The organism is Kribbella sp. NPDC023855 (assembly GCF_040639475.1).
Lineage (GTDB): Bacteria > Actinomycetota > Actinomycetes > Propionibacteriales > Kribbellaceae > Kribbella.
The window spans coordinates 228,939-249,414 of record NZ_JBFAAA010000007.1 but is presented as its reverse complement, the minus strand read 5'-3'; the positions used below and the strand labels follow the sequence as shown (position 1 = coordinate 249,414).

The window sequence follows — 20,476 nt, the reverse complement described above, 5'->3', positions numbered from 1 at the left end:
AGTCCTTCACTTCTTCAGCAGGCCGTTGACCTTGGTCTGGGCATCGGCCAGCGCCTTCTCGACCGGCTTGCGGCCGGCCGCGGCCGCGGTCAGCTCAGCGGTGACCAGGTCCTGCATCTCCTGCTGACGCTCGATCACCGGCGGCAGCACGGTCTCCTCCAGCGCGGCGAACACAGCCTTGCGGTTCGCGGGCTTCTTCTGGTCGAGGTACGGCGCCAGCTTCGCCTCGTCGGCGACCGGCGGCAGCTCCCAGGAGGTGGCGAGCCGGGTCTTGGTGGTCTCGTCCGAGGAAGCCAGGAAGGTGATCCACTTCTGTGCGGCCTCCGCGTTCTTGGAGGCGGCCGACACGACCAGGCCGTTCACGAACATCGCCGAGGCCTTTTTCGTGTTGCCCGGCTCGACCACGACATCCCACTCGAACGGCGCCTCCGCCATCGCGCTGAACATCCAGATCCCGGTGTGCCACATGGCCAGCTTGCCCGACTTGAACAGCTTGGAGTCGAAGTCCGGCGTACCGGCGCCGTCGGCCTCGGTCGGCATCGTCTTGCCGACCTTGTCGATCAGGAACTTGGCCGCCTCGACGCCGGCGGGGGAGTTGAAGGTCGCCGCGGTCTTGTCGGCGTTCAGGAACTCGCCGCCGTTCTGCGCGAGCACCTTGTAGAACTCGTTGTACGACACCGGCTGGTAGTCGCCCCACACCTTCGCGCCCTTGTCGGTCAGCTTGGCCGCGGCGGCCTGCTCGTCCTTCCAGGTCCACGCCTCGGTCGGCTCAGCCACACCGGCCTTCTTGAACAGCGCCTTGTTGTAGAACAGCACGACGTTGGAGAACGACTCCGGTACGCCGTACTGCTTGCCGCCGTCGTTGAACGCCTCGACCAGCGACTTCTTGTAGACACTCGTGTCGACGTTCTTCAGCTCGGCCAGCGAACCGTTCTTCGCGTACGTCACGAAGTTCTCGTAGTTGAGCTCGAACGCGTCGGCCGCGGTGCCACCAGCCACCGAGGTCTGCAGCTTGGTGAAGTAGTCCGCGTACGGCACGGTCTCGACCTGGACGGTGATGTTCGGGTTGGCCGTCTGGAAGGCGTTGACGATCGCCGTCAGATCCTTCTCGTGGCCGTCGTTGGAGGAGAAGTTCATGTACCGCACGACGGACTTGCCCTCCGGCGCCGCGGCCTCCTTGGTCGCCGAACCTTGCCCGCAGGCGGTCAGGGTGAGTGCGAGCGCGGCGGTCAGTCCGAGGCCCACGGTTTTGAGATGGCGCATGGCGGTTTCCTTCACTCTCTTACTTGATGCCGGTGTGGGCGACACCGGCGATGATGTGGCGCTGCGCGAGCAGGTACACGATGGCGATCGGGACGATGGAGACGACGGAGCCCGCCATCACCACGTCCCACTGGGTGGTGAACTGGCCCTGCAGGGTGGACAGGCCGAGCGGGAGCGTCATGAACTCCGGCGACCTGATCACCACCAGCGGCCAGAGGAAGCTGTTCCAGCTGCCCATGAAGGCGAACACCGCGACAGTGGCGAGCGCGGGCCGGATCAGTGGCAACACGATGGTGGTGAAGATGCGCAGGTGACCGGCACCGTCGATGGTGGCCGCTTCATCCAGCTCCATCGGTACTGCGGTGACCGCCTGGCGGAGCAGGAACACTCCGAAGGCCGACGCGATCGTGGGTGCCAGCAGAGCGAAGTACGTGTCCTGCAGGTTGAACGTCTTCATCTCGATGAACAGCGGTACGACCAGCACCTGCAAGGGCACCATCAAGGTGGCCAGGTAGAAGCCGAACACCACGTTCTTGAGCGGGAAGTGCAACCGCGCGAACCCGTACGCCGCCATCGAGCCGGTCACCAGTTGCAGAGCGGTCGAGGCGATCGCGATGCCGAGCGAGTTGAGGATGATCCGCCACATCGGGATCGCGTCGAGCAGTGTCTGGTACGCGGCCAGCGTCGGGTTCTCGACGACGAGTTTCGGCCCGTCGGCCAGCGAGCCCTCCGGGGTGATCGAGGTGATCACGGTCCACAGGAACGGGAAGAGCATGATCGCGGCGCCGACCAGCACAGCGGCGTACAGGGCGAGCTTCGCGGGGAGGGATCTGGTGTCACGCATAGTGCACCCACCGGCGCTGGCCGCGGATCTGGACCACGGTGATGAGCAGGATGACAGCGAAGAGGATCCAGGACAGCGCGGAGGCTTCACCCGCACGGCCGTAGCGGAAGGTGAGGTCGTAGATCTGACCGACCACCACCTGGCTCGAGCCCTGCGGCCCGCCGGCCGTCATCACGTAGACCTGGTCGAAGACCTGGAAGCCGTTGATCAGCGAGATCACCACCACGAAGAAGGTCGACGGGGAGAGCAGCGGCAGAGTGACGCGCCAGAACCGTTGCCAGGCGCTCGAACCGTCCACCTTCGCGGCTTCGTAGATGTCGGCCGGGATGGACTGCAGACCGGCCAGCAGGATGACCATCACGAAACCGAGGTCCTTCCAGGCCGACGACAGGATGACGGCCGGGAGCGCCCAGTGCGGATCGGTCCACCAACCCGGCTCGGGCAGACCGATTGCCCCGAGCACCTGGTTGACCAGGCCGTTCGTTGGATTGAGCAACCACTTCCAGACCAGCGCGACGACGACCCAGCTGGTGACGACCGGGAGGAAGTACGTCGCCCGGAGGAAGGCACGGCCCTTGAGCTTCTGGTTGAGCGCGAGGGCCAGCGCGAGCCCACCGGCGTACACGATCGGCAGGTAGCCGGCGACGTAGATCAACGTGTGCAGGAAGACCCGGCGCGTCATCTCGTCGCTGAGCAGGTTCTGGTAGTTGCCCAGCCCCACCCATTCCATCGGCGAGATCAGATTCCACTTGTGCAGACTCACCCAGAACGAGGAGACCATCGGCACCAGCGTGAAGATGAACAGCGGAATCGCGCTCGGGAGCAGGAAGAACAACACCCACCCCAACCGCTTCCACCCTGCGGTCATCCGAGGCTTGACACGTACACGTGTCGCGTTCGCCTTCATCGGGCCTCCAGGCGGGCGCGGACCAGGCGGCTTTGTTCGCCGCCGTTGTTGGCGGAGTCGAAGGGGGAGGAGAGCACGAGGGAGGCGGCGCCCCGGGCCCACTGGTCTTCCGTCCAGGGCTCCACGACGACGGCAACGTCCTTGCGGGCCGGTAGCAACGATCGGCGGAACGCCGGCTCGAAACCGGTCTGCCAGAACTCCCAGCCGTCAACCCCCTCACCCATCAGCACGACGACCTCGGGATCGACGGTGTGGATCACCCCGGCGAGCGCGCGACCGAGCATCCCGCCGGCCTCCGCGAAGAGCTGTTGCGCCCCAGCGTCACCAGTGGTGGCCGCCCGCAACAAGGTGGCGAGGTTGCCGCGCGGACCGACCACCTTCCGGGCGCGCGCAGTACGGGCGATGCCGGCCGCGCCGATGTAGGCCTCCAGGCAGCCGGTCGAGCCGCAGGTGCAGGGCGGTTGCTCGGTGTCCGGCGACCAGACCGGGATGTGCCCGATCTCGCCGGCACCACCGTTGGCGCCGCGGTAGATGCCGCCGTCGACGACGATCCCGCAACCGATGCCGCGCCCGATCGTGACGACCAGGTACGACGAATGGTCGCGACCGATCCCGTACAGCCGCTCGGCCGCGGCCAGCGTGTTGACGTCGTTGTCGACCAGGACGGGCGTGCCGATCGCGGCACGCAGTACGGAACCGACGGGCACCGACGACCAGCCGAGCGTCGGGGCGTCGACGATGCCGGACGCCTGCGAGTCGACCGACCCCGGTACGCCGACGCCGACGCCGAGCAGTCGGTCGTCCAGCTCGGCGACCTGCTTGGCCAGGATCTGACCGAGGCGCTCGATCGCGTCGCCCGCGCCCGGGTCGTAGTCGAGCTCCACCGAGGACCGCACCGTGCCGTCGAGTTCGACGGTCACGACGGCGACGTGATCGGCAGTCACCTTGGCCCCCAGCGCGACACCCGCATCGGTCACCAGCCCGAGCAACCGGGCGGGCCGGCCACCCTTCGAGGGCACGGACTCCAGTTCCTCGACCAGCCCGCGAGCGATCAGGTCCTTGGTCACCTGAGTCACCGTCGCCGGGCTCAACCCGAGCCCCTTGGCGATCTCGGTGCGCGACGTGGGCCCCTGGGTTCCCAGCAACCCGACGATCCCCGAAGGCACCAGGTCGCCCCGCGGAATCGGTCCCTGCCCACTCGCCACGTGCTCTCCTCGACTTACTTCGTCACTAAATTTAGTGAAAAACTAAGCGGCTGACGGAGGCCTGTCAAGAGGCAGCACCTGCGGCCGGACGGAGACGAACTGTTGACCTGGTGCCGGGAGCGGGGTTAGCGTCCGGAGGACTTCCTTCGGTGACCTTAGTAAGGGGGTGGGGCAGGTGCAGCCGGTTCGAGCCGGGAGCAAGGAGCTGATCCGGGAGATCAACTCGTCGCTGGTTCTGGGGGAGCTGCGTGGCGGGCTGGTGTCGCGGACGGAGCTGGCCAAGCGGACTGGGCTGAGCCTGCCGACCGTGTCCGAGATCGTCGGCGAACTGATCAGCTCCGGCGTGATCGAGGAACGGGAGACCGCGTCGTCCGGTGGCGGCCGGCGACCCGTGCTGCTCGGTCTGAAACCTGACGCCGGGTACGTGATCGGGATCAAGGTCACCGAGACGCGGGTCATCGCCGTGCTCACCGATCTCAACGCGGGGATCGTCGGACGGGCCACTGCGTCGGTCACCACCGACGACGTCGGGACCGTTGTACGGACTGTGGCCGCTGTCGTCAAGAAGCTCAGAGCAAAGGCAAGTCCCGTGTACGGCGTCGGTGTCGGGCTCGCCGGCGTGATCGACCGAGCCAGTGGGGTCGTCCGGCACGCGACGTACTCCGACTGGCACGACGTCGATCTCGCAACGCTGCTGGAGAAGCGCATCGGGCTGCCGGTGGTCGTCGACAACGACGTCAACACCCTGGTAGCGAGTGAGCAGTGGTTCGGCGCCGGCCGAGGTGTGTCCGACGTCGCCGTGGTCAGTATCGGGCGTGGTGTGGGGCTCGGGATGGTGCTCGACGGCCGCCTGTACCGCGGAGCTGGTGGTGGGGCCGGCGAGTTCGGGCACACCAAAGTCGTTGCTGACGGCCCGCTGTGTGACTGCGGCGGCCGTGGCTGTCTGGAAGCGCTGATCGGTGAGCCCGCCATTCTCGCCGCCACCGGCTGCACCACCATCGAACAAGCCGTCGAGCGTGCCCGCGCGAGCGACGCGGCGGCCCGTGACGTTTTCGATCAAGTCGGCCGCACCCTCGGGACGGCCGTCGGCAATCTGGTCAACCTGCTGAACCCGAAGCTGATCGTCCTCGCCGGTGAGGGAACCAGAGCGAGCGATCTCTTCCTTCCCGGCTTCGACGAAGCCCTGCGCCGAGCGGTGTTCGACGGACTCGAGCGGGACCTGGAGGTCGTCGTCGACGACTGGGACGACGAGGCCTGGGCGCAGGGCGCCGCCGGCCTGTTCCTCGGCGAACTCTTCCAGCCCAACCTCCGCCCGGACGAAACCAACCGCCCGTCCCTCACCACCCGAACCGCCTGATCCGTTCCGTCCGACCTGCTCTCGAAGTGAGGCCGTAGATGAGGTATGCCCTGACGCCCCCGCGAAGGCGGTGGGTCGCTGCGCTCCTGGTGCTCGCAGCGGTCGTCTTCCAGTTCACCCCGACCCCCGCTTTCGCCGGCACCCTGACCGGTGTCTTCCACGCGCCGCACGGCGCCGACGAGCTCTACAACACCGCTCCGACCGAGCGGGCACCTCGCGACCCGATGGCCGGCCAGGCCGTCGAGGTGAAGGCCACCACGTGGCCGGTCTCACCGGGCCAGACGGTCTGGATCACCTGGACCAAGAACGGCGTCAACCAGACGCCCATCGGCGCCGCCTTCGACTACAACAGCGGCAACAACACGTACTGGAAGGTCCCGCTCGGCACGTTCGCGCGCGGCGACAAGATCACCTACACGGTGAACGCGGACGTCGACGGGGCCAACCAGAAGACCTCCGGCCCGTTCTCCTTCGCGGTGACGAGCTACTCCGGGACCAGCAACGTCTCTGGATTTGTCAACAACGGGACGAGCGTCGACGTGACCACCGGCGACACCGCGGGCAGCTTCACCCCGAAGGTCAGGTTCGCGTTCCCCGCGGCCGACCGGTTCCACGTCCAGGTCGCCCCGTCGGGGAGCGGACTCAACATCAGCGGCGCATCGCCGTACACGGTGACCGACAGTCCGACCACACTGCAGCTCGCCACCCCGAAGGTGGTCGTGAAGATCCAGAAGTCGCCGTACCGGGTGGCCGTCTACAAGGGTGACGGCACGACGCTGATCGCCCGGCAGTACGACCCGGCCGTGTTCCGCAACACCGGCTGGGCCAGCGACGGCAGCACGACGGTGACGAAGGTCGAGGATCACTGGCTCTCGCCGGCCGGCGAACGCTTCGAAGGGCTCGGCGAGCGGTACGACACACTGAACCAGCGCGGCAAGGACGTCCACAACTACGTCTACAACCAGTACCAGGACCAGGGCCCGACCGCGCGGACCTACCTCAGCGTCCCGTTCTTCACGAACTCCGCCGGCTACGGCATCTACGTGCCCAGCACCCGGTACTCCGTGTTCAACCTCGGCACCCACCTGAGTGACATGGCAGGCTTCACCGTCGACACCGGTGGCGCGCTGAACTCGACCGTCGACTACCACTTCTTCACCGGTACGCGCGCCGAGATGCTCGACCAGTACACCGCGGCCACCGCGCGACCGAAGCTGCCACCGAAGTGGTCGTTCGGGCTGTGGATGTCCGCGAACGAGTGGAACACCCAGGCCGAGGTGAACGCCGAGCTGGCGAACGTCACCGCGAACAACATCCCGCACAGCGCGATGGTGCTCGAGCAGTGGGCGGACGAGGCAACGTTCTACCTGTGGCACGGCGCGACGTACACGCCGAAGCCGGGCAGCCAGGCGCTCGCGTACAGCGATCTCACCTTCCCCGCGGGCACCGCCTGGAGCAATCCCAAGGCGATGGTCACCGCGGCGCACAACCAGAACATCAAGATGGTTCTGTGGCAGATCCCGGTGCTGAAACAGGACTTCGACACGAACCCACCGACCGCGCCGCAGCAACACATCAACGACCGCGACTACGCCGTTGCCCAGGGCTACGTTCTCGGTGACGGTGCCGGTGGCCCCTACCGGATCCCGTCGGGGCAGTGGTTCGGCAACAGCACCGTGCCGGACTTCACCAAGGCCGCCGCCACCAACTGGTGGATGAGCAAGCGGTCCTACCTGTTCGACGACGTCGGCATCGACGGCTTCAAGACCGACGGCAGTGAGGCGGTCTTCGGCCGCAACGTGACCAGTGGCAGCGGCCGCAAGGGCGACGAGCTGCACAACGCCTACCCGAACGAGTACACCCGCGCCTACAAGGACTTCGTCGAGACCAAGAAGGGCACCCAGGGCGTGCTGTTCAGCCGCGGCGGTACGTCGGGCGCGCAGGCGAACTCGATCTTCTGGGCGGGTGACCAGGCGTCGACCTTCGATGCGTTCCAGCAGGCCGTCCGGGCCGGCCAGAGCGCCGGTCAGTCCGGCATCCCGTTCTGGTCGTGGGACATGGCGGGCTTCACCGGAACCTTCCCGAGCAGCGAGCTCTACCTCCGCTCGGCCGCGCAGGCGACCTTCTCGCCGATCATGCAGTACCACTCGGAGAAGTCGAACCCCGGCGTCTCGGAGGCCCGTACGCCGTGGAACGTGCAGGCCCGCTCGGGTGACACCACGGTGATCCCGAAGTTCCGCAAGTTCGCCAACACCCGGATGAACCTGATCCCGTACCTGTACACGGAAGCCAAGAATGCATCCACCACCGGGCTGCCGATGATGCAGGCGATGAGCGTCGCGTTCCCGAACGACGCGACGGCCGCCGCGCAGGACCAGCAGTACATGTTCGGACGGCAGTTGCTGGTGGCGCCGATCACCACGCAGGGCGCGACCAGCAAGAATGTCTACCTGCCGGCCGGCGAGTGGTACGACTTCTGGAACGGTGGACGCGCACAGGGTGCCGGCACCAAGGTCTACAACGCCGACACGAGCACCATCCCGGTCTACGCGAAGGCCGGTGCGATCGTCCCGCTCAACCTGAACGCGAACTACGAACTCGGCGGGAACATCGGCAACAGCGTCGACACCTACACGAACCTTGCCTTCCGCATCTACCCGTCCGGTACGACGAGCTACGGGTACTTCGAGGACTCGGCGAACCTGACCCGCACGATCACGTCGACCGAGAACTTCGCCGGGCACCAGGTCACCGTGAGCGTGCCCCCGCTCGCCACCAAGAGCACGCTCCAGGTGGCGTCGAGCAAGCCGACGTCGGTGACGAACGGCGGAGTCGCGATGACCGCGCACGCCACGCTGGCTGCGTTGCAGGCAGCAACGGACGGTTGGTACTGGGATCCGGTCCAGCAGTTGACGATGGTCAAGACCGCGGCCGGCGCGGCGACGCGGAGCGTAGTACTGAACGGTGTCGACAAGGCGGCCTATGAGGCCGAGTTCGGCAGCAACACCGGTACGACGACGAACACGGACCACGCGGGCTTTACCGGGACCGGCTTCGTCGACGGGTTCGAGACGGCCGGCGACGCGGTCCAGGTCGACACCAACGCGAGCGTCACCGGCAGCCACGTCATCAAACTCCGCTACTCCAACGGAGCCGCCACCGCGGCAACCCGGACGATCCAGGTGGATGGCGTCAGCGTCGGCACCATCAACCTCCCAACCACAGGCAACTGGGACACCTGGGCAACAGCCACCCTGACCACCAACCTGACCGCAGGAAAACGCGTGGTGAAAGTCCTCTACGGCACCGGCGGCATCAACCTGGACAACATCTCGGTGGTGCGCCCATGAAACGTCTCGCAGCATTCCTGCTCCTTCTTCCACTGCTGGTTGTGTTGCCTACCGCAACGGCCAATGCGGCGGTGCAGCGGGTGCAGTTCACTGCCGGGGGCAACTACCTGGTGGTGGAGTTTCTCGACAACGATCTGGTGCACTTCGAGATGGGTGCGGGTAGCGGACCTGGCACCGGTTCGCCGATCTTCACCACCACGCAGATCGCCAAGACCGACTATCCCGGGCCGACCAGCCTCAACCAGGTGGGTGGAGTGCTGACGACGCCGGGGATCAAGGTGGATGTCAACACGTCCACTCTGTGCGCGACCGCCTACGACACCACGCGGACGCCGCAGTTGTTGCTCAACACCACCTGTCCGCGAAATCTCAGCCAGGCTTGGAAAGGGCTGAGCTTCACCAAGTCGTCGATGCAGAATGCCTACGGGCTCGGTGAGCAGTTCTTCATGGGTGGAAGCGCCGACGGCGACTGGGTCGGGCGCCAGCGCACCGGTGGTGCCTACGGCAACGCGATGCTCTACGACACGGACAACGGCCCGGTCGGCAACGCGCAGATCCCGGTGCTGTTCGCGGTCGGTGCCAACACCACCAACTACGGGATGTTCGTCGACCAGGTCTACAAGCAGCAGTGGGACCTCACCGGCGATCCCTGGACGATGGACACCTTCGGCGACCAGCTCCGGTGGTACGTGATGAGCGGTCCCGACCTGCCCGACCTGCGCAAGGACTACCTCGAACTGACCGGCCGCCCGCCGGTGCCGCCGAAGAAGGCCTTCGGGTTGTGGATGTCGGAGTACGGCTACGACAACTGGGGTGAGATCGACACCACCCTCAACGGCCTGCGGGCGAACAAGTTCCCGACCGACGGCGTGATGCTCGACGTCAACTGGTTCGGTGGCGTCACGGCCGGCTCCGACAACACCCGGATGGGCACGCTCGAGTGGGATCCGGTCAACTTCCCGAACCCGGCCACCAAGCTGGCGCAGTACAAGAACACCAACGGCGTCGGGGTGATGACGATCGAGGAGTCGTACGTCGGCAAGAACCTCCCGGAGCACTCGAGCATGGCCTCAGCGGGTTATCTCATCCGTGCGGGCTGCTCGAGTTGCAGCCCGGCGTACCTGACCGGGAACGACTGGTGGGGTCGCGGCGGCATGCTCGACTGGACCCAGCCGGCCGCGAGCGCGCAGTGGCACAACACCCAGCGCCAGCCGCTGATCACCGACGGCGTCATGGGCCACTGGCTCGATCTCGGCGAGCCCGAGATGTACGACGCCAACGACTGGACCGCCGGACTGCTCCCCGGCAAGCACGCCCATTCCGACTACCACAACCTCTACAACCTGGAATGGGCTCGCGGGATCGCGAAGGGCTACACGGACAACGCCGTCCAGCAGCGCCCGTTCATGCTCGCCCGGTCCGCGGCCGGTGGCATCCAGCGCACCGGTACGGCGATGTGGTCCGGCGACATCGGCTCCAAGCTGCCCGCCCTCGCTGCCCAGCAGAACGTCCAGATGCACATGTCCATGTCGGGGATCGACTACTTCGGCTCGGACATCGGCGGCTTCCGGCGGGAGATGCTGAACAGCGACCTGAACGAGCTCTACACCCAGTGGTTCGCGAACTCGTCCTGGTTCGACGTCCCGATCCGGCCGCACACCGAGAACCTCTGCAACTGCGCGGAGACCTCACCCGACTCGATCGGGGATGTCCCGAGCAACCTGGCCAACCTGCGTCAGCGGTACGAGCTCACGCCGTACTACTACTCGCTCGCGCACCGGGCCCACACCACCGGCGAACCGCTGATCCCGCCGCTGGTCTACCAGTACCAGAACGATCCGAACGTCCGCGAGGTCGGCCACGAGAAGCTGATCGGCAAGGACCTCCTGGTCGGCGTCGCGGCCGGGGCGAACCAGCGCAAGCGGGACGTCTACCTGCCGGCCGGCACCTGGTTCGACTACTACACCAACACCAAGACGGTCAGCACCGGCCAGACGCTGACCGACGTACCGCTGTGGCGGAACGGCAAGTTCCAGTTGCCTGCCTACGCCCGGGCCGGCGCGATCATCCCGAAGATGCACGTCGACGACCAGACGATGAACGTGGTCGGCAAGCGCGCCGACGGTACGACGCGCAACGAGCTGGTGGCGCGCGTGTACGCCGACACCACCGCCTCGTCGTTCACACTCGCCGAGGACGACGGCTCGACTGTCGGCTACCAGACGGGTGCGAAGCGGACCACCAACCTGACCCAGCAGCGGTCGGGCAGTACGGCGACCGTCGGCATCGCGGCGTCGTCGGGTACCTACACCGGAGCACCCACGTCGCGGCAGAACGTGGTCGAGCTGGTCGCCGACACGCAAGCGTCGGGGGTCACGCTCAACGGCACCGCGCTGACGCAGTACGCGAACAAGGCGGCCTTCGACGCGGCGGCCAGTGGCTGGTACAACGCCGGCGGCAACCTCGTCGTGGCCAAGTCGGCCTCGCTGGCGACCAGTACCGCCAAGTCGTTCGTCTTCACCCTCGGCCAGGCGGTCGTCTCGAAGACGTTCAGCTGCGCCAACGGCACCACGACGACCGGGCAGTCGGTGTACGTCGTCGGCAGCGCGCCGCAGCTCGGCGCCTGGTCGGTGGCGAGCGCGGTGAAGCTGGCGCCGACGAATTATCCGATCTGGACCGGAACCATCAGTAACCTGCCGCCCAGCACGACCGTTGAATGGAAGTGCATCAAACGCCAGGAAGTGAACTATCCGGCGACCGCCGACCAGTGGGGTCCGGATCCGAACGTGTCCTTCACGACCCCCGCGAGTGGCTCGGGAGGGAGCACGGCCGGCACCTTCTGAACCCCTCGCCGCGACGCGCTCTCCGGTATCCGGAGAGCGCGTTCCGGTTTCTGGACGGTCGTCCAGTTCCTGGCACTGTGATGCCAGTGTCACCGGCTGTCGCGCGCTCTGCGACCATCGTCACGTGCGGGTATGTCCTGAGTAAGGACTGCGTGAAGATTCGCTCCTGACGCCCTTCTGGAGGTGGTTCGGCGTTCAAGGAACCGTAAGTTCGGAGAGGTGTCGGTCGAAGTCAGGAGTGAGCGAAGTGCAACGGGGCAGTCGGGTCGTGCCGTCGGCATGCCCGCGGGAACTCACGTCGGCGTCGGTGCGGGTATGACCGCGGCCAACAAGATCCTGATCATCGCCGGAGTGGCTCTGCTGCTCGGCGGGGTAGGACTCGGCTTCCGGTCGGTGTCGGCGACCGGGGTCAATTGCGGGTCGGTGTTCCAGCCGGCCGCCGGAATCACGCCGATGGCCTGCGACGGCCGGCTGAACAATTCGGGCACCATCGTCACGCTCGTTCTGGTCGCCGGTGCGCTGTGCCTGGCCGCCGCGCTCGCCGTCAAGGTGCTCCGCGACCGCGTCGCCGCCTGAGCCGGGTGCAGTCCAGTACGCCGTACCGGAGGGTGCTGCCATGAGCATCGAACCGTTCCGGCTGGACGTTCCGCAGGCTGAGCTGGACGACCTGTGGGCCAGGCTCGACCTGACCCGCTGGCCTGACGAGCTGCCCGGAGTCGGGTGGGCGTACGGCGTACCGCTGGCCTATCTGCAGGACCTCACGCAGTACTGGCGCCATGAGTACGACTGGCGTGCGGCCGAGGCGCGGCTCAACGAGTGGGAGCAGTTCACCACCACGATCGACGGCGCTCGGGTGCACTTCGCGCACGTGCGATCGCCGGAGCCCGACGCGACCCCGCTGCTCATCACGCATGGCTGGCCCGGCTCGATCGTCGAGTTCGAGCAGATCGCCGGTCCGCTGACCGACCCACGCCGGTACGGCGGCGAGCCGGCCGACGCCTTCCACCTGGTGATCCCGAGCATCCCCGGTTTCACGCTCTCGGGCCCGACCCGGGAAACGGGGTGGGAGGGCAAGCGAGTCGCGCGGGCCTTCGCCGAACTCATGCAACGCCTCGGCTACGACCGGTACGGCGTACAGGGTGGTGACTGGGGTTCGTGGATCTCGCGTGAGCTCGGCCGCATCCATCCGGACCGGGTCATCGGCGTGCACCTCAACCTCATCCCAGGGGCCGGTGCCACCAGTGAGCCGACCGAGGAGGAGTTGGCCGAGCTGACTGCCGCCGAACGTGAGCGCACCTGGGCGTCGTGGCGACGGTTCCAGGCGTGGACGAAGGACAGCCAGGGTTATGCCGAGCTGCAGGCGACCCGCCCGCAGACGCTGGCCTACGCGTTGACCGATTCGCCGGTCGGGCAGCTGGCCTGGATCGCGGAGAAGTTCGAGGAGTGGTCGGACGGGCCGATCGACCGCGACCACCTGCTCACCAACGTGACGCTCTACTGGCTGACCGGCACCGCGGGCTCGTCCGCGCGCATCTACTACGAGCGGGCCCACGCCCCGTACTACGGCCGGCCGATCGAACCGTCGTCCACACCGACCGCGCTCGCGGACTTCGCCCAGGAGAACTTCATCCCGCTGCGGCACATCGCGGAACGTACGAACAACCTGGTCCGCTGGACCCACTTCCCCCACGGCGGTCACTTCGCCGCCCTCGAACACCCCGACCTGCTGGCGGCCGACATCCGCGCCTTCTTCCGCGAACTGGCAGGCTGACCCTTCGCCTGGTCAACTGGCTTCAGGGCCGGAGGACGAGCTTGCCCGTCGTACGGCGGGCCCGGAGCTCCTCGTGGGCACGGCCGGCCTCGGTGAGCGGGTACTCCGCGACCACCGGCTCGAGCTTGCCGGTGGCAACCAGATCGAACAACTCGGCGAGCGGTTCGCGAAAGGCACCGGGCGCCTCGAGCGCGGGCTGGAGCCAGAAGCCCGCCACCGCGAGGTTGCGTTCGGCCAGCACCGCCGGGTCGACGAGCGGGCGACCCTGGTGTGCGGCGTTGCCATAGGTGACCAGCCGCCCGAATCCGGCCAGGGCGCCGAGCGCCGCGCCGAAGGTCGCGCCACCGGTCGACTCGAGCACCACGTCCACCGGCCGATTGTTGTTGGCGGCAACGACTCTGGCGGTGTACCCGTCCGGGTCGCTGGCCACGGCGATGTCCGCACCGAGCGATACGGCGAGCTTCCGCTTCTCCTCCGTCGACGCGACAGCGATCACCCGGCCGGCGCCGAAGAGCCTCGCGAGCTGCAGTGCCAGGCTGCCTACACCACCGGCGGCGGCGTTCACCACGACAGATTCACCGCGTGACAAGCGAGCGCTGCTGCGCAACAGGTGCCAGGCAGTGAGTCCTTGGACGAGCAGAGCGAGCGCCTCGGCGTCGCCGACCCGGCCTGGGACGTCGACCGCGTCGTCGGCGGCCACCACGGCGAGTTCGGCGTACCCACCGCCCTTGAAGGTGTGGGCCAGGACGCGGCGGCCGTCCCTGGTCCGGCCGATGACCTCGGAGCCGGGGATGAACGGCAGCTCGACAGCGGTCGTGCTGGTGCCGTCGGTGCGATGGGTGTCGGCATAGTTCACTCCGGCGGCGTCGACCTCGATCAGCAGCTGACCCGGCCCGGCGACCGGCGCCGGCACCTCAGCAGGCACCAGCACCTCGGGCCCGCCGAACCGGCTGACCTGGATCGCGCGCATGAACCGGTTCCGTCCTCTCGGTGGGCTTCCAACGTAAGCCCGGAACCGCCCCCCACAACCGCCGTTGCACGTTGTTGCAACGCGGCTAGATCGACAGCTTGTTGTTGCCGACGAGCCAGCCGAGGGCGTCCAGGGTCGCGCCGAGGGCGGAGTACGAGGGACGGAAACCCAGCAGCCTGGCGGCCTTCTCCATCGAGCAGTGGGGGCTGTGGGCGATGTGGTCCCAGGTGATCTGGGCGTCGCGTTCGGAGACGGTCTTGCGCCACTCCTCCCACGGCAGGAACGCCAGCCGCGGCTCCTGCCCGAACCACCTGGCCACCCCCTCGGCGTACCCGCGCAACGTCATCGCACCGGCCGCGACCGCGTGGAAGCTCTCGCCGACCGCGACCGACCGATTGGCCAGCGCGGCGAGGAAGACGCCGGCGACGTCAGCCGCGTGAACGTGCTGGACGGTCTCCATCCCGAGATTCGGCAGGACCAGTTCGCCGCCCTTGGCCAGCGTCTCGAACACACCGAGGTCAAGGTGCCCGGCCGGGTTGACCGGCGCCCAGCCCGGCCCGCTGATGTGCCCGGGGCGGATGACAGTGGCCGGCAACCCGTCGCGGCCGAGCAGGTAGCGTTCGATCGCGGCCTTGGCGATCCCGTACTCACCGAACGGCACCGTCACCGCCTCTTCCGGCGTCGGCACGAGCGCGCTCGGCCCGTGCACCCAGATCGTCCCGCAGTGCAGCAGATGCCGCACCTGACCGCGAAGCGCCTCACCGAGCTGCCGCGCGCTCTCCTCGGTGAAACAGATCAGGTCGATCACCACGTCCGCCTCGAGCGCGCGCACCCGCTCCCCGAAGGTCCCCGCGGCGTCCTCCGCCTCGCGATCGACTTGGATCAGCTCGACCCGCTGCCAGGCCGAGCCCGCCCGGTACGCCGTACGCTCGCCGCGGCTGAGCACGACGACCTGATGCCCCGCCTGCACGAGCTCGGGAACCAGGTAGCTGCCGATATGACCTGTGCCTCCGATGACCGCTATCCGCATGCGATCCACCTTAGGTGGGCGAACTATCGTGGCGGCATGAGTTTCACCGGTTTCCCGGCGGCGGCGCTGGACTTCTACGACGATCTCGAGATGGACAACAGCAAGACCTTCTGGACGGCGAACAAGCACATCTACGAGGAGTCCGTCCGGGCGCCGATGGTCGCGTTGCTGGCCGGGCTGGAGGAGGAGTTCGGGCCGGCCAAGATCTTCCGGCCGTACCGGGACGTCCGGTTCGCGAAGGACAAGACGCCGTACAAGACAGCGCAGGGCGCCTTCGTCGCGGTCGGCCCGTCGACCGGCTACTACGTCCAGGTGGCGGCACCCGGCGTGCGCGTCGGCGCGGGTTTCTACGAGGCGCCTTCCGACCGGCTTGCCCGCATCCGGACCGCCATCGACGACGAACGCCGAGGCAACGAGCTGGCCAAGCTGCTGGCCGACCTGCAAGCGGAGGGCTGGACCCTAGGTGGCGACAAACTCAAAACCACGCCCCGCGGCTACGACGCCACCCACCCTCGCATCGACCTGCTCCGCCACAAGTCCATCACCCTCGGCAAGTCCTACGGCTTCGAGCCCATCATCCACACCCCCGCCTTACTCGACGAGATCCGCGACGCCTGGCGCGCAACCACACCGTTCCTCGACTGGATCACCGCCAACGCTTGACGGAGTGATCAGTCGGCGAAGTCTTCGAGGATGGCCGCTAGGCGGTCTCGGGTCTTGCTGGGTGGGGGAGCGGCGACGCAGAGGGCTTCCATGGTGGCGGTGTACTGGTCGAGGTCCTCGAGCTTGTCCAGGTAGAGCGCGCTGGTGAGGTGCTCGATGTAGACGATGTCCGGCAGGTCCTGCTCGGGGAAACGCAGGATGCTGTACGCGCCGCCGGTCGCCGCGTGGCCGCCGGAGTCGAACGGCATCACCTGGAGCGTCACGTTCGGCATGTGCGACGCCTCGATCAGGTACTCGAGCTGGAGCCGCATCGCCTTCAGCCCGCCGATGGGCCGGCGTAGTACCGACTCGTCGACGACTGCCCACAGGCGGACCGGGTCGGGCCGGTGCAGGACCTGCTGGCGGTTGACCCGCAGCGAGACCCGGCGTTCGACCTCTTCGGCCGGGATCAGCCCGCGGCCGAGCTGGACGACGGCGCGGACGTACTCCGGGGTCTGCAGCAGACCGGGAACGAACTGCAGCTCATAAGTACGGATCAGCTGGGCCGCGGCCTCGAGCCCGAGGTAAGACTGGAACCAGCTGGGGAGTACGTCGCCGAAGCGGTGCCACCAGCCGGGGTTGTTGGCGTCGCGGGCCAGCGCCATCAGCCGCTCGCGTTCTTCTTCATCGTCGAGGCCGTACATCGTCAGCAGGTCGCCGACGTCCCGTTCCTTGAAGCCGACCCGGCCGAGTTCCATCCGGCTGACCTTGGACTCCGAGGAGCGGATCTCGTAGCCCGCGTCGGAGCGGGTGATCCCGGCCGCCTCGCGCATTCTCCGCAGATGCGCGCCGAGGATGATCCGCAGCGCGGTCGGTCCGCCCTGAGCGCCCGACTCCGTCACCGTCACCTCCGACGCCCAGCTCGATCTCAACGGCAGTCCGCCTACCCCGACGGAATCATCTCACGGTCCAGGCGTGAACTGTCGAAGTTCTTACATACGACTCGGGTCCAGGCGGCATCGATTCCAGCCGCGATCACGCTCAGTGACGGCTCGTCGGTACTGCGCGGCGCCCGGGCCGGCGTTTCGCAGTACTGGCAATCGCTTCCCAGTCAGCCGGATCGGCAGGTTTCACGCTCAAATGAGCGGTCTGAGGGCCTGTTTTGAGCCTGCGGATGGTCACAAGTCGAAAACGTGCGAATGCACGTGCATCGGGCGCTTGCATTCGTATCGTGCGACCGCCATGATTGCTTCATGCACAGAAGGTGAGCTGAATCTCGCGAATAGTGACGTCGCGTGATCCAGCAGGCCGGTCCTACAGATCCGCCGGGCAGTGCGGCCGGCATGACTGGTTGGGGAACCCGAGTCGATGACTGACGACGCAGATGCCGTCGAGTTCGCAGCCCGCCCTGCCGGCGAGCGTGCGCCCGACGAGTTGACCGAGCGGGAGATCCAGGAACTGGTGGCGCGCTGCCCCGAGCAGCAGCGCTGGGCCTTCGAAGGCTGGCTCCGCGGCGAACGCCTGCTGGACGGCGATCCGATCGTGAGCCTGGGATGACCACCGAACGAGCGGGAGGACGGAAAATGGTGCGGATCTGGTTGGGCGACCACCTGATCGCCGAGTACGTCGCGGAGCCCGACCGGGCCTCGCGCTACCAGCGGGTGATGACGCCCAAGTTCACGGGTCTGCGGATCACCGTGGACGGCGCGGCAACAGCCGGCGCCTCCGAGCTCCCGAGCGAACAGCTCTGGCCGCTCACCGTGCAGTGAACTTCTGCTCCCCGACGGTTCAGTAGTACTGCGGTACGGCGCGCGGAGATGCCCCTCCGCGCGCCAGAACTGAAAGAAGGCCGGCCTCCTAGCGGAAGGCCGGCCTTTGCCGTTCCCACCGAGCCCCGGTCGCCGTGATCCAGCGGTCCGGCGGGTCGCAAAGAAGTTGTGGGGCGGCCGCAACGTAAGAGGCCCCTTCACCACTCGCCTGGTGAAGGGGCCTCTCGCTTTGGTGGATGTGGTTCAGGCGAGGTCGTCGAACTCGCCGTCGTGTACGCCACCGAGGAATGCTTCGATCTCGGCCTTGGTGAAGACCAGCGCCGGTCCGTCCGTGTGACGCGAGTTCCGCATCGCCACGCCGCCGCCAGGAAGCTTCGCTACCTCTACGCAGTTGCCGTTCGGGCCACTCCGCTGACTTTTCCGCCAGGTCAACTCGCTCATCGCGTCGCCGGGCATGCCGTTGTAGACAGCAGTCATCAGCTGCACCTTCCGTACGTCTTAGGCATATGCACGTGCATTTGGGCTTGCATTTGCATCGTACACGTTGGAGAGCCCTGTGTCCGGTCCAATACGCAGCGTGCTCAAACGCCCGTTGGGTAACCGTGATCCATCGCCCTGCGTGACGGCTTTCGGCGTCCTGTCGGGCATCTGGCCGAACTCCGTCGGCCGTTCGGCGTAACCCGGGAACCCGTTGGCTGGTTGAAAGACCGGGCAGGTGTCCGGGCTGCGTTAAATCTGTCCGGAAACACTCGGCAAACGGCCGAACCAGGCTGACGCTGGTATGCAACTGCACTACGATGACGGCAACGATTCCCTACGACACAAAGGCTGCGCCGATGGCGACTCCCGACAGCCCGGATCCCGCTCCGGAGTTCGACACCACCCAACCGACCATCGCCCGCGTCTACGACGCACTGCTCGGTGGCAAGGACAACTTCGCCGCCGACCGCGAGGGTGCGGCGGCCTACCTGAAGTACGTTCCGGACGCCGGCCGGTGCGCGATCGAGAACCGGGAAGCGCTCGTCAAGGGTGTGCAGTATCTGGTCCGGACGGCGGGGATCGACCAGTTCCTCGACATCGGCAGCGGCCTGCCGACGCAGAAGAACACCCACCAGGCGGCCCAGGAGATCAACCCCGAAGCCAAGGTGGCCTACGTCGACAACGACCCGATCGTGCTCGCGCACGGCCGCGCGCTGCTGGCGACGAACAACAGCACCATCGTGGTGACCGCCGACCTGCGCGAGCCGGAAAGCATCCTGGAGAACAAGGAGATCCAGGCGCACCTGGACTTCAGCCGGCCGATCGCGTTGATGGTCGTCGGCCTCCACATGCACTTCCACGACGACGAGCAGCCGGACGAGTGGGTCCGCACCATCATGGACCGGCTCGTCCCGGGCAGCTACCTGTTCCTCACCGACTTCGTCGACACCGGCGAGGAGTTGCAGAAGGGGATGGAGCGGGCCGGTCTGGAGAGCCTCGGCAACGGCTGGATCCGCACTCCTGAGCGGATCGAGCAGCACTTCCTCGGCATGCCGCTGGTTCCGCCCGGCCTGGACTTCCTGGCCCGCTGGTTCCCGGAGGACCCGGAGGCCGACGTCCCGGACGCCGAGGACCTGCAGCCCTACCAGCGCATCCTGATGGCAGGAATCGCCAAGAAGGTCTGACGCACAGCAGTCAAAGGCGCGCACCCCCGCAACGGGGTGCGCGCCTTTCGCTTTCCCCGGTACTACGCCCGCAGGTGCACCAACGGGTGGCAGCCCCAGTACTACGCCCGCAGGTGCGCCAACGGGGCGGCAGCCCCAGTACTACGCCCGCAGGTGCGCCAACCGGGCGGCAGCCCCGTCGAGGCTGAGCTCCAGGATTGACCGGTAGTGCAGCTCGTCGGTCCGGGTGAGTTCCTCCGGCGACCGCCCACCTCCGCCGAGCTGGGCCGCCACCGTCGCCAGGCCGGGCGCGTCGTCACCCCGGCCATGGGCTAAGAACACGTCGCGCGCCGCGAGGCGCTCGTCGACCCGCTCGCTGCGTTCGTCCTCCAGTGGGACATGCAAAAAGGCGGTCCCGACCAGGAACGTGTAGACCGCGACCGCCTGGTCGCCGAAACCGGCCCGCTGCAAAACCACGACGCCACGATCAATGATCCGGAGCGCCGACGGCACCGTCGGCCCGGCCAGGCACAGCCGCCGCGCCACCCCCGGGTACCGACGCAGGACCTCGCGTCCTTCCCAGAGAAACTCCGTGAACCACTCGCGCCAGGGCAGATCCGCAGGCGGGCAGGGCATGTGCGCGACCACCCGTTCAACGACGGCGTGCAGAACGGCCTCGCGGTCGCCGACGTGGTGGTAGATCACCGTCGGATACACGGTCAGCGCCGCGGCGAGATCCCGCACGCTCCAGCCGTCGAGACCGGATCGCGCGGTCAGCTCGGTGGCCGCCGTCGTGACCTTGTCCGCCGTGATCCCCGCAGCAGCCTTCGACTTCGCAGGAGTGCTCGGCGCCATGGCCGTCATGATTTCACGCCGGCCGCC

Annotated in this window: 18 protein-coding genes; 9 read left to right on the top strand and 9 right to left on the bottom strand. The window is 67.3% G+C overall.

Going from position 1 to position 20,476, the window contains the following annotated elements:
* Window positions 1-6: 6 nt before the first annotated feature.
* Genes AB0F51_RS25155 through AB0F51_RS25140 form a run of 4 tightly spaced genes read right to left on the bottom strand, consistent with a single transcriptional unit; the run spans window position 7 to window position 4,219 of the window.
* Window positions 7-1,263, bottom strand: coding sequence for a sugar ABC transporter substrate-binding protein (locus AB0F51_RS25155; RefSeq protein WP_360283932.1), 1,257 nt, complete (start codon window positions 1,261-1,263; stop codon window positions 7-9).
* Between the two features lie 19 nt (window positions 1,264-1,282).
* Window positions 1,283-2,107, bottom strand: coding sequence for a carbohydrate ABC transporter permease (locus tag AB0F51_RS25150; protein WP_360283930.1), 825 nt, complete (start codon window positions 2,105-2,107; stop codon window positions 1,283-1,285).
* The gene (locus AB0F51_RS25145; protein ID WP_360283928.1) at window positions 2,100-2,975 is read right to left on the bottom strand and encodes a sugar ABC transporter permease; all 876 of its coding nucleotides are present in this window, start codon (window positions 2,973-2,975) and stop codon (window positions 2,100-2,102) included. Before AB0F51_RS25145 ends, AB0F51_RS25150 begins: the two co-directional genes overlap by 8 nt.
* Before the next feature lie 35 nt (window positions 2,976-3,010).
* Window positions 3,011-4,219 (bottom strand): ROK family transcriptional regulator, encoded by a 1,209-nt coding sequence (locus tag AB0F51_RS25140; RefSeq protein WP_360283927.1) that lies wholly within the window; start codon window positions 4,217-4,219, stop codon window positions 3,011-3,013.
* A 175-nt stretch (window positions 4,220-4,394) separates the two neighbouring features.
* On the opposite strand from AB0F51_RS25140, the gene AB0F51_RS25135 reads away from it, so the two are divergent.
* From AB0F51_RS25135 to AB0F51_RS25115, 5 genes are all read left to right on the top strand, one after another.
* Complete coding sequence (locus AB0F51_RS25135) at window positions 4,395-5,576, top strand: ROK family transcriptional regulator (RefSeq protein WP_360283925.1); 1,182 nt, start codon at window positions 4,395-4,397, stop codon at window positions 5,574-5,576.
* Between the two features lie 38 nt (window positions 5,577-5,614).
* Complete coding sequence (locus AB0F51_RS25130) at window positions 5,615-8,926, top strand: TIM-barrel domain-containing protein (RefSeq protein WP_360283923.1); 3,312 nt, start codon at window positions 5,615-5,617, stop codon at window positions 8,924-8,926.
* The gene (locus AB0F51_RS25125) at window positions 8,923-11,769 is read left to right on the top strand and encodes a TIM-barrel domain-containing protein (RefSeq protein ID WP_360283921.1); all 2,847 of its coding nucleotides are present in this window, start codon (window positions 8,923-8,925) and stop codon (window positions 11,767-11,769) included. Before AB0F51_RS25130 ends, AB0F51_RS25125 begins: the two co-directional genes overlap by 4 nt.
* Before the next feature lie 279 nt (window positions 11,770-12,048).
* On the top strand, window positions 12,049-12,345 hold the full coding sequence (locus tag AB0F51_RS25120) for a hypothetical protein (RefSeq protein WP_360283919.1): 297 nt from the start codon (window positions 12,049-12,051) through the stop codon (window positions 12,343-12,345).
* 40 nt (window positions 12,346-12,385) lie between these two features.
* Window positions 12,386-13,540 (top strand): epoxide hydrolase family protein, encoded by a 1,155-nt coding sequence (locus AB0F51_RS25115; protein ID WP_360283917.1) that lies wholly within the window; start codon window positions 12,386-12,388, stop codon window positions 13,538-13,540.
* Between the two features lie 22 nt (window positions 13,541-13,562).
* Here AB0F51_RS25115 and AB0F51_RS25110 read toward each other — a convergent pair whose 3' ends face one another.
* Entirely contained in the window at window positions 13,563-14,510 is a 948-nt protein-coding gene (locus tag AB0F51_RS25110) for a zinc-binding dehydrogenase (RefSeq protein ID WP_360283915.1), read from the bottom strand.
* Between the two features lie 85 nt (window positions 14,511-14,595).
* Window positions 14,596-15,540 (bottom strand): NAD-dependent epimerase/dehydratase family protein, encoded by a 945-nt coding sequence (locus AB0F51_RS25105; protein WP_360283913.1) that lies wholly within the window; start codon window positions 15,538-15,540, stop codon window positions 14,596-14,598.
* 36 nt (window positions 15,541-15,576) lie between these two features.
* Between AB0F51_RS25105 and AB0F51_RS25100 the strand changes: the two genes are divergently transcribed.
* Entirely contained in the window at window positions 15,577-16,203 is a 627-nt protein-coding gene (locus AB0F51_RS25100; RefSeq protein WP_360283911.1) for a DUF2461 domain-containing protein, read from the top strand.
* An 8-nt stretch (window positions 16,204-16,211) separates the two neighbouring features.
* Here the strand turns inward: AB0F51_RS25100 and AB0F51_RS25095 are convergent, their stop codons facing one another.
* Window positions 16,212-17,084, bottom strand: a complete 873-nt coding sequence (locus AB0F51_RS25095) for a helix-turn-helix transcriptional regulator (RefSeq protein ID WP_360283910.1) — start codon at window positions 17,082-17,084, stop codon at window positions 16,212-16,214.
* A gap of 466 nt (window positions 17,085-17,550) precedes the next feature.
* Here AB0F51_RS25095 and AB0F51_RS25090 point away from each other — a divergent pair, with 466 nt between their 5' ends.
* Window positions 17,551-17,739 carry a hypothetical protein gene (locus AB0F51_RS25090; RefSeq protein ID WP_360283908.1) on the top strand — a complete coding sequence of 63 codons (189 nt, stop codon included), beginning with the start codon at window positions 17,551-17,553 and terminating at the stop codon, window positions 17,737-17,739.
* Between the two features lie 26 nt (window positions 17,740-17,765).
* Window positions 17,766-17,951 (top strand): hypothetical protein, encoded by a 186-nt coding sequence (locus AB0F51_RS25085; RefSeq protein ID WP_112249279.1) that lies wholly within the window; start codon window positions 17,766-17,768, stop codon window positions 17,949-17,951.
* A 243-nt stretch (window positions 17,952-18,194) separates the two neighbouring features.
* Here AB0F51_RS25085 and AB0F51_RS25080 read toward each other — a convergent pair whose 3' ends face one another.
* A complete protein-coding gene (locus AB0F51_RS25080) occupies window positions 18,195-18,428 on the bottom strand; it encodes a DUF397 domain-containing protein (protein ID WP_344211191.1) in 234 nt (77 codons plus the stop codon).
* Window positions 18,429-18,787: 359 nt separating this feature from the next.
* On the opposite strand from AB0F51_RS25080, the gene AB0F51_RS25075 reads away from it, so the two are divergent.
* Window positions 18,788-19,615: an SAM-dependent methyltransferase gene (locus tag AB0F51_RS25075; protein ID WP_360283903.1), complete on the top strand. Its 828-nt coding sequence runs from the start codon at window positions 18,788-18,790 to the stop codon at window positions 19,613-19,615.
* A 141-nt stretch (window positions 19,616-19,756) separates the two neighbouring features.
* Here AB0F51_RS25075 and AB0F51_RS25070 read toward each other — a convergent pair whose 3' ends face one another.
* The gene (locus tag AB0F51_RS25070) at window positions 19,757-20,449 is read right to left on the bottom strand and encodes a TetR family transcriptional regulator (protein WP_360283901.1); all 693 of its coding nucleotides are present in this window, start codon (window positions 20,447-20,449) and stop codon (window positions 19,757-19,759) included.
* Window positions 20,450-20,476: the final 27 nt, after the last annotated feature.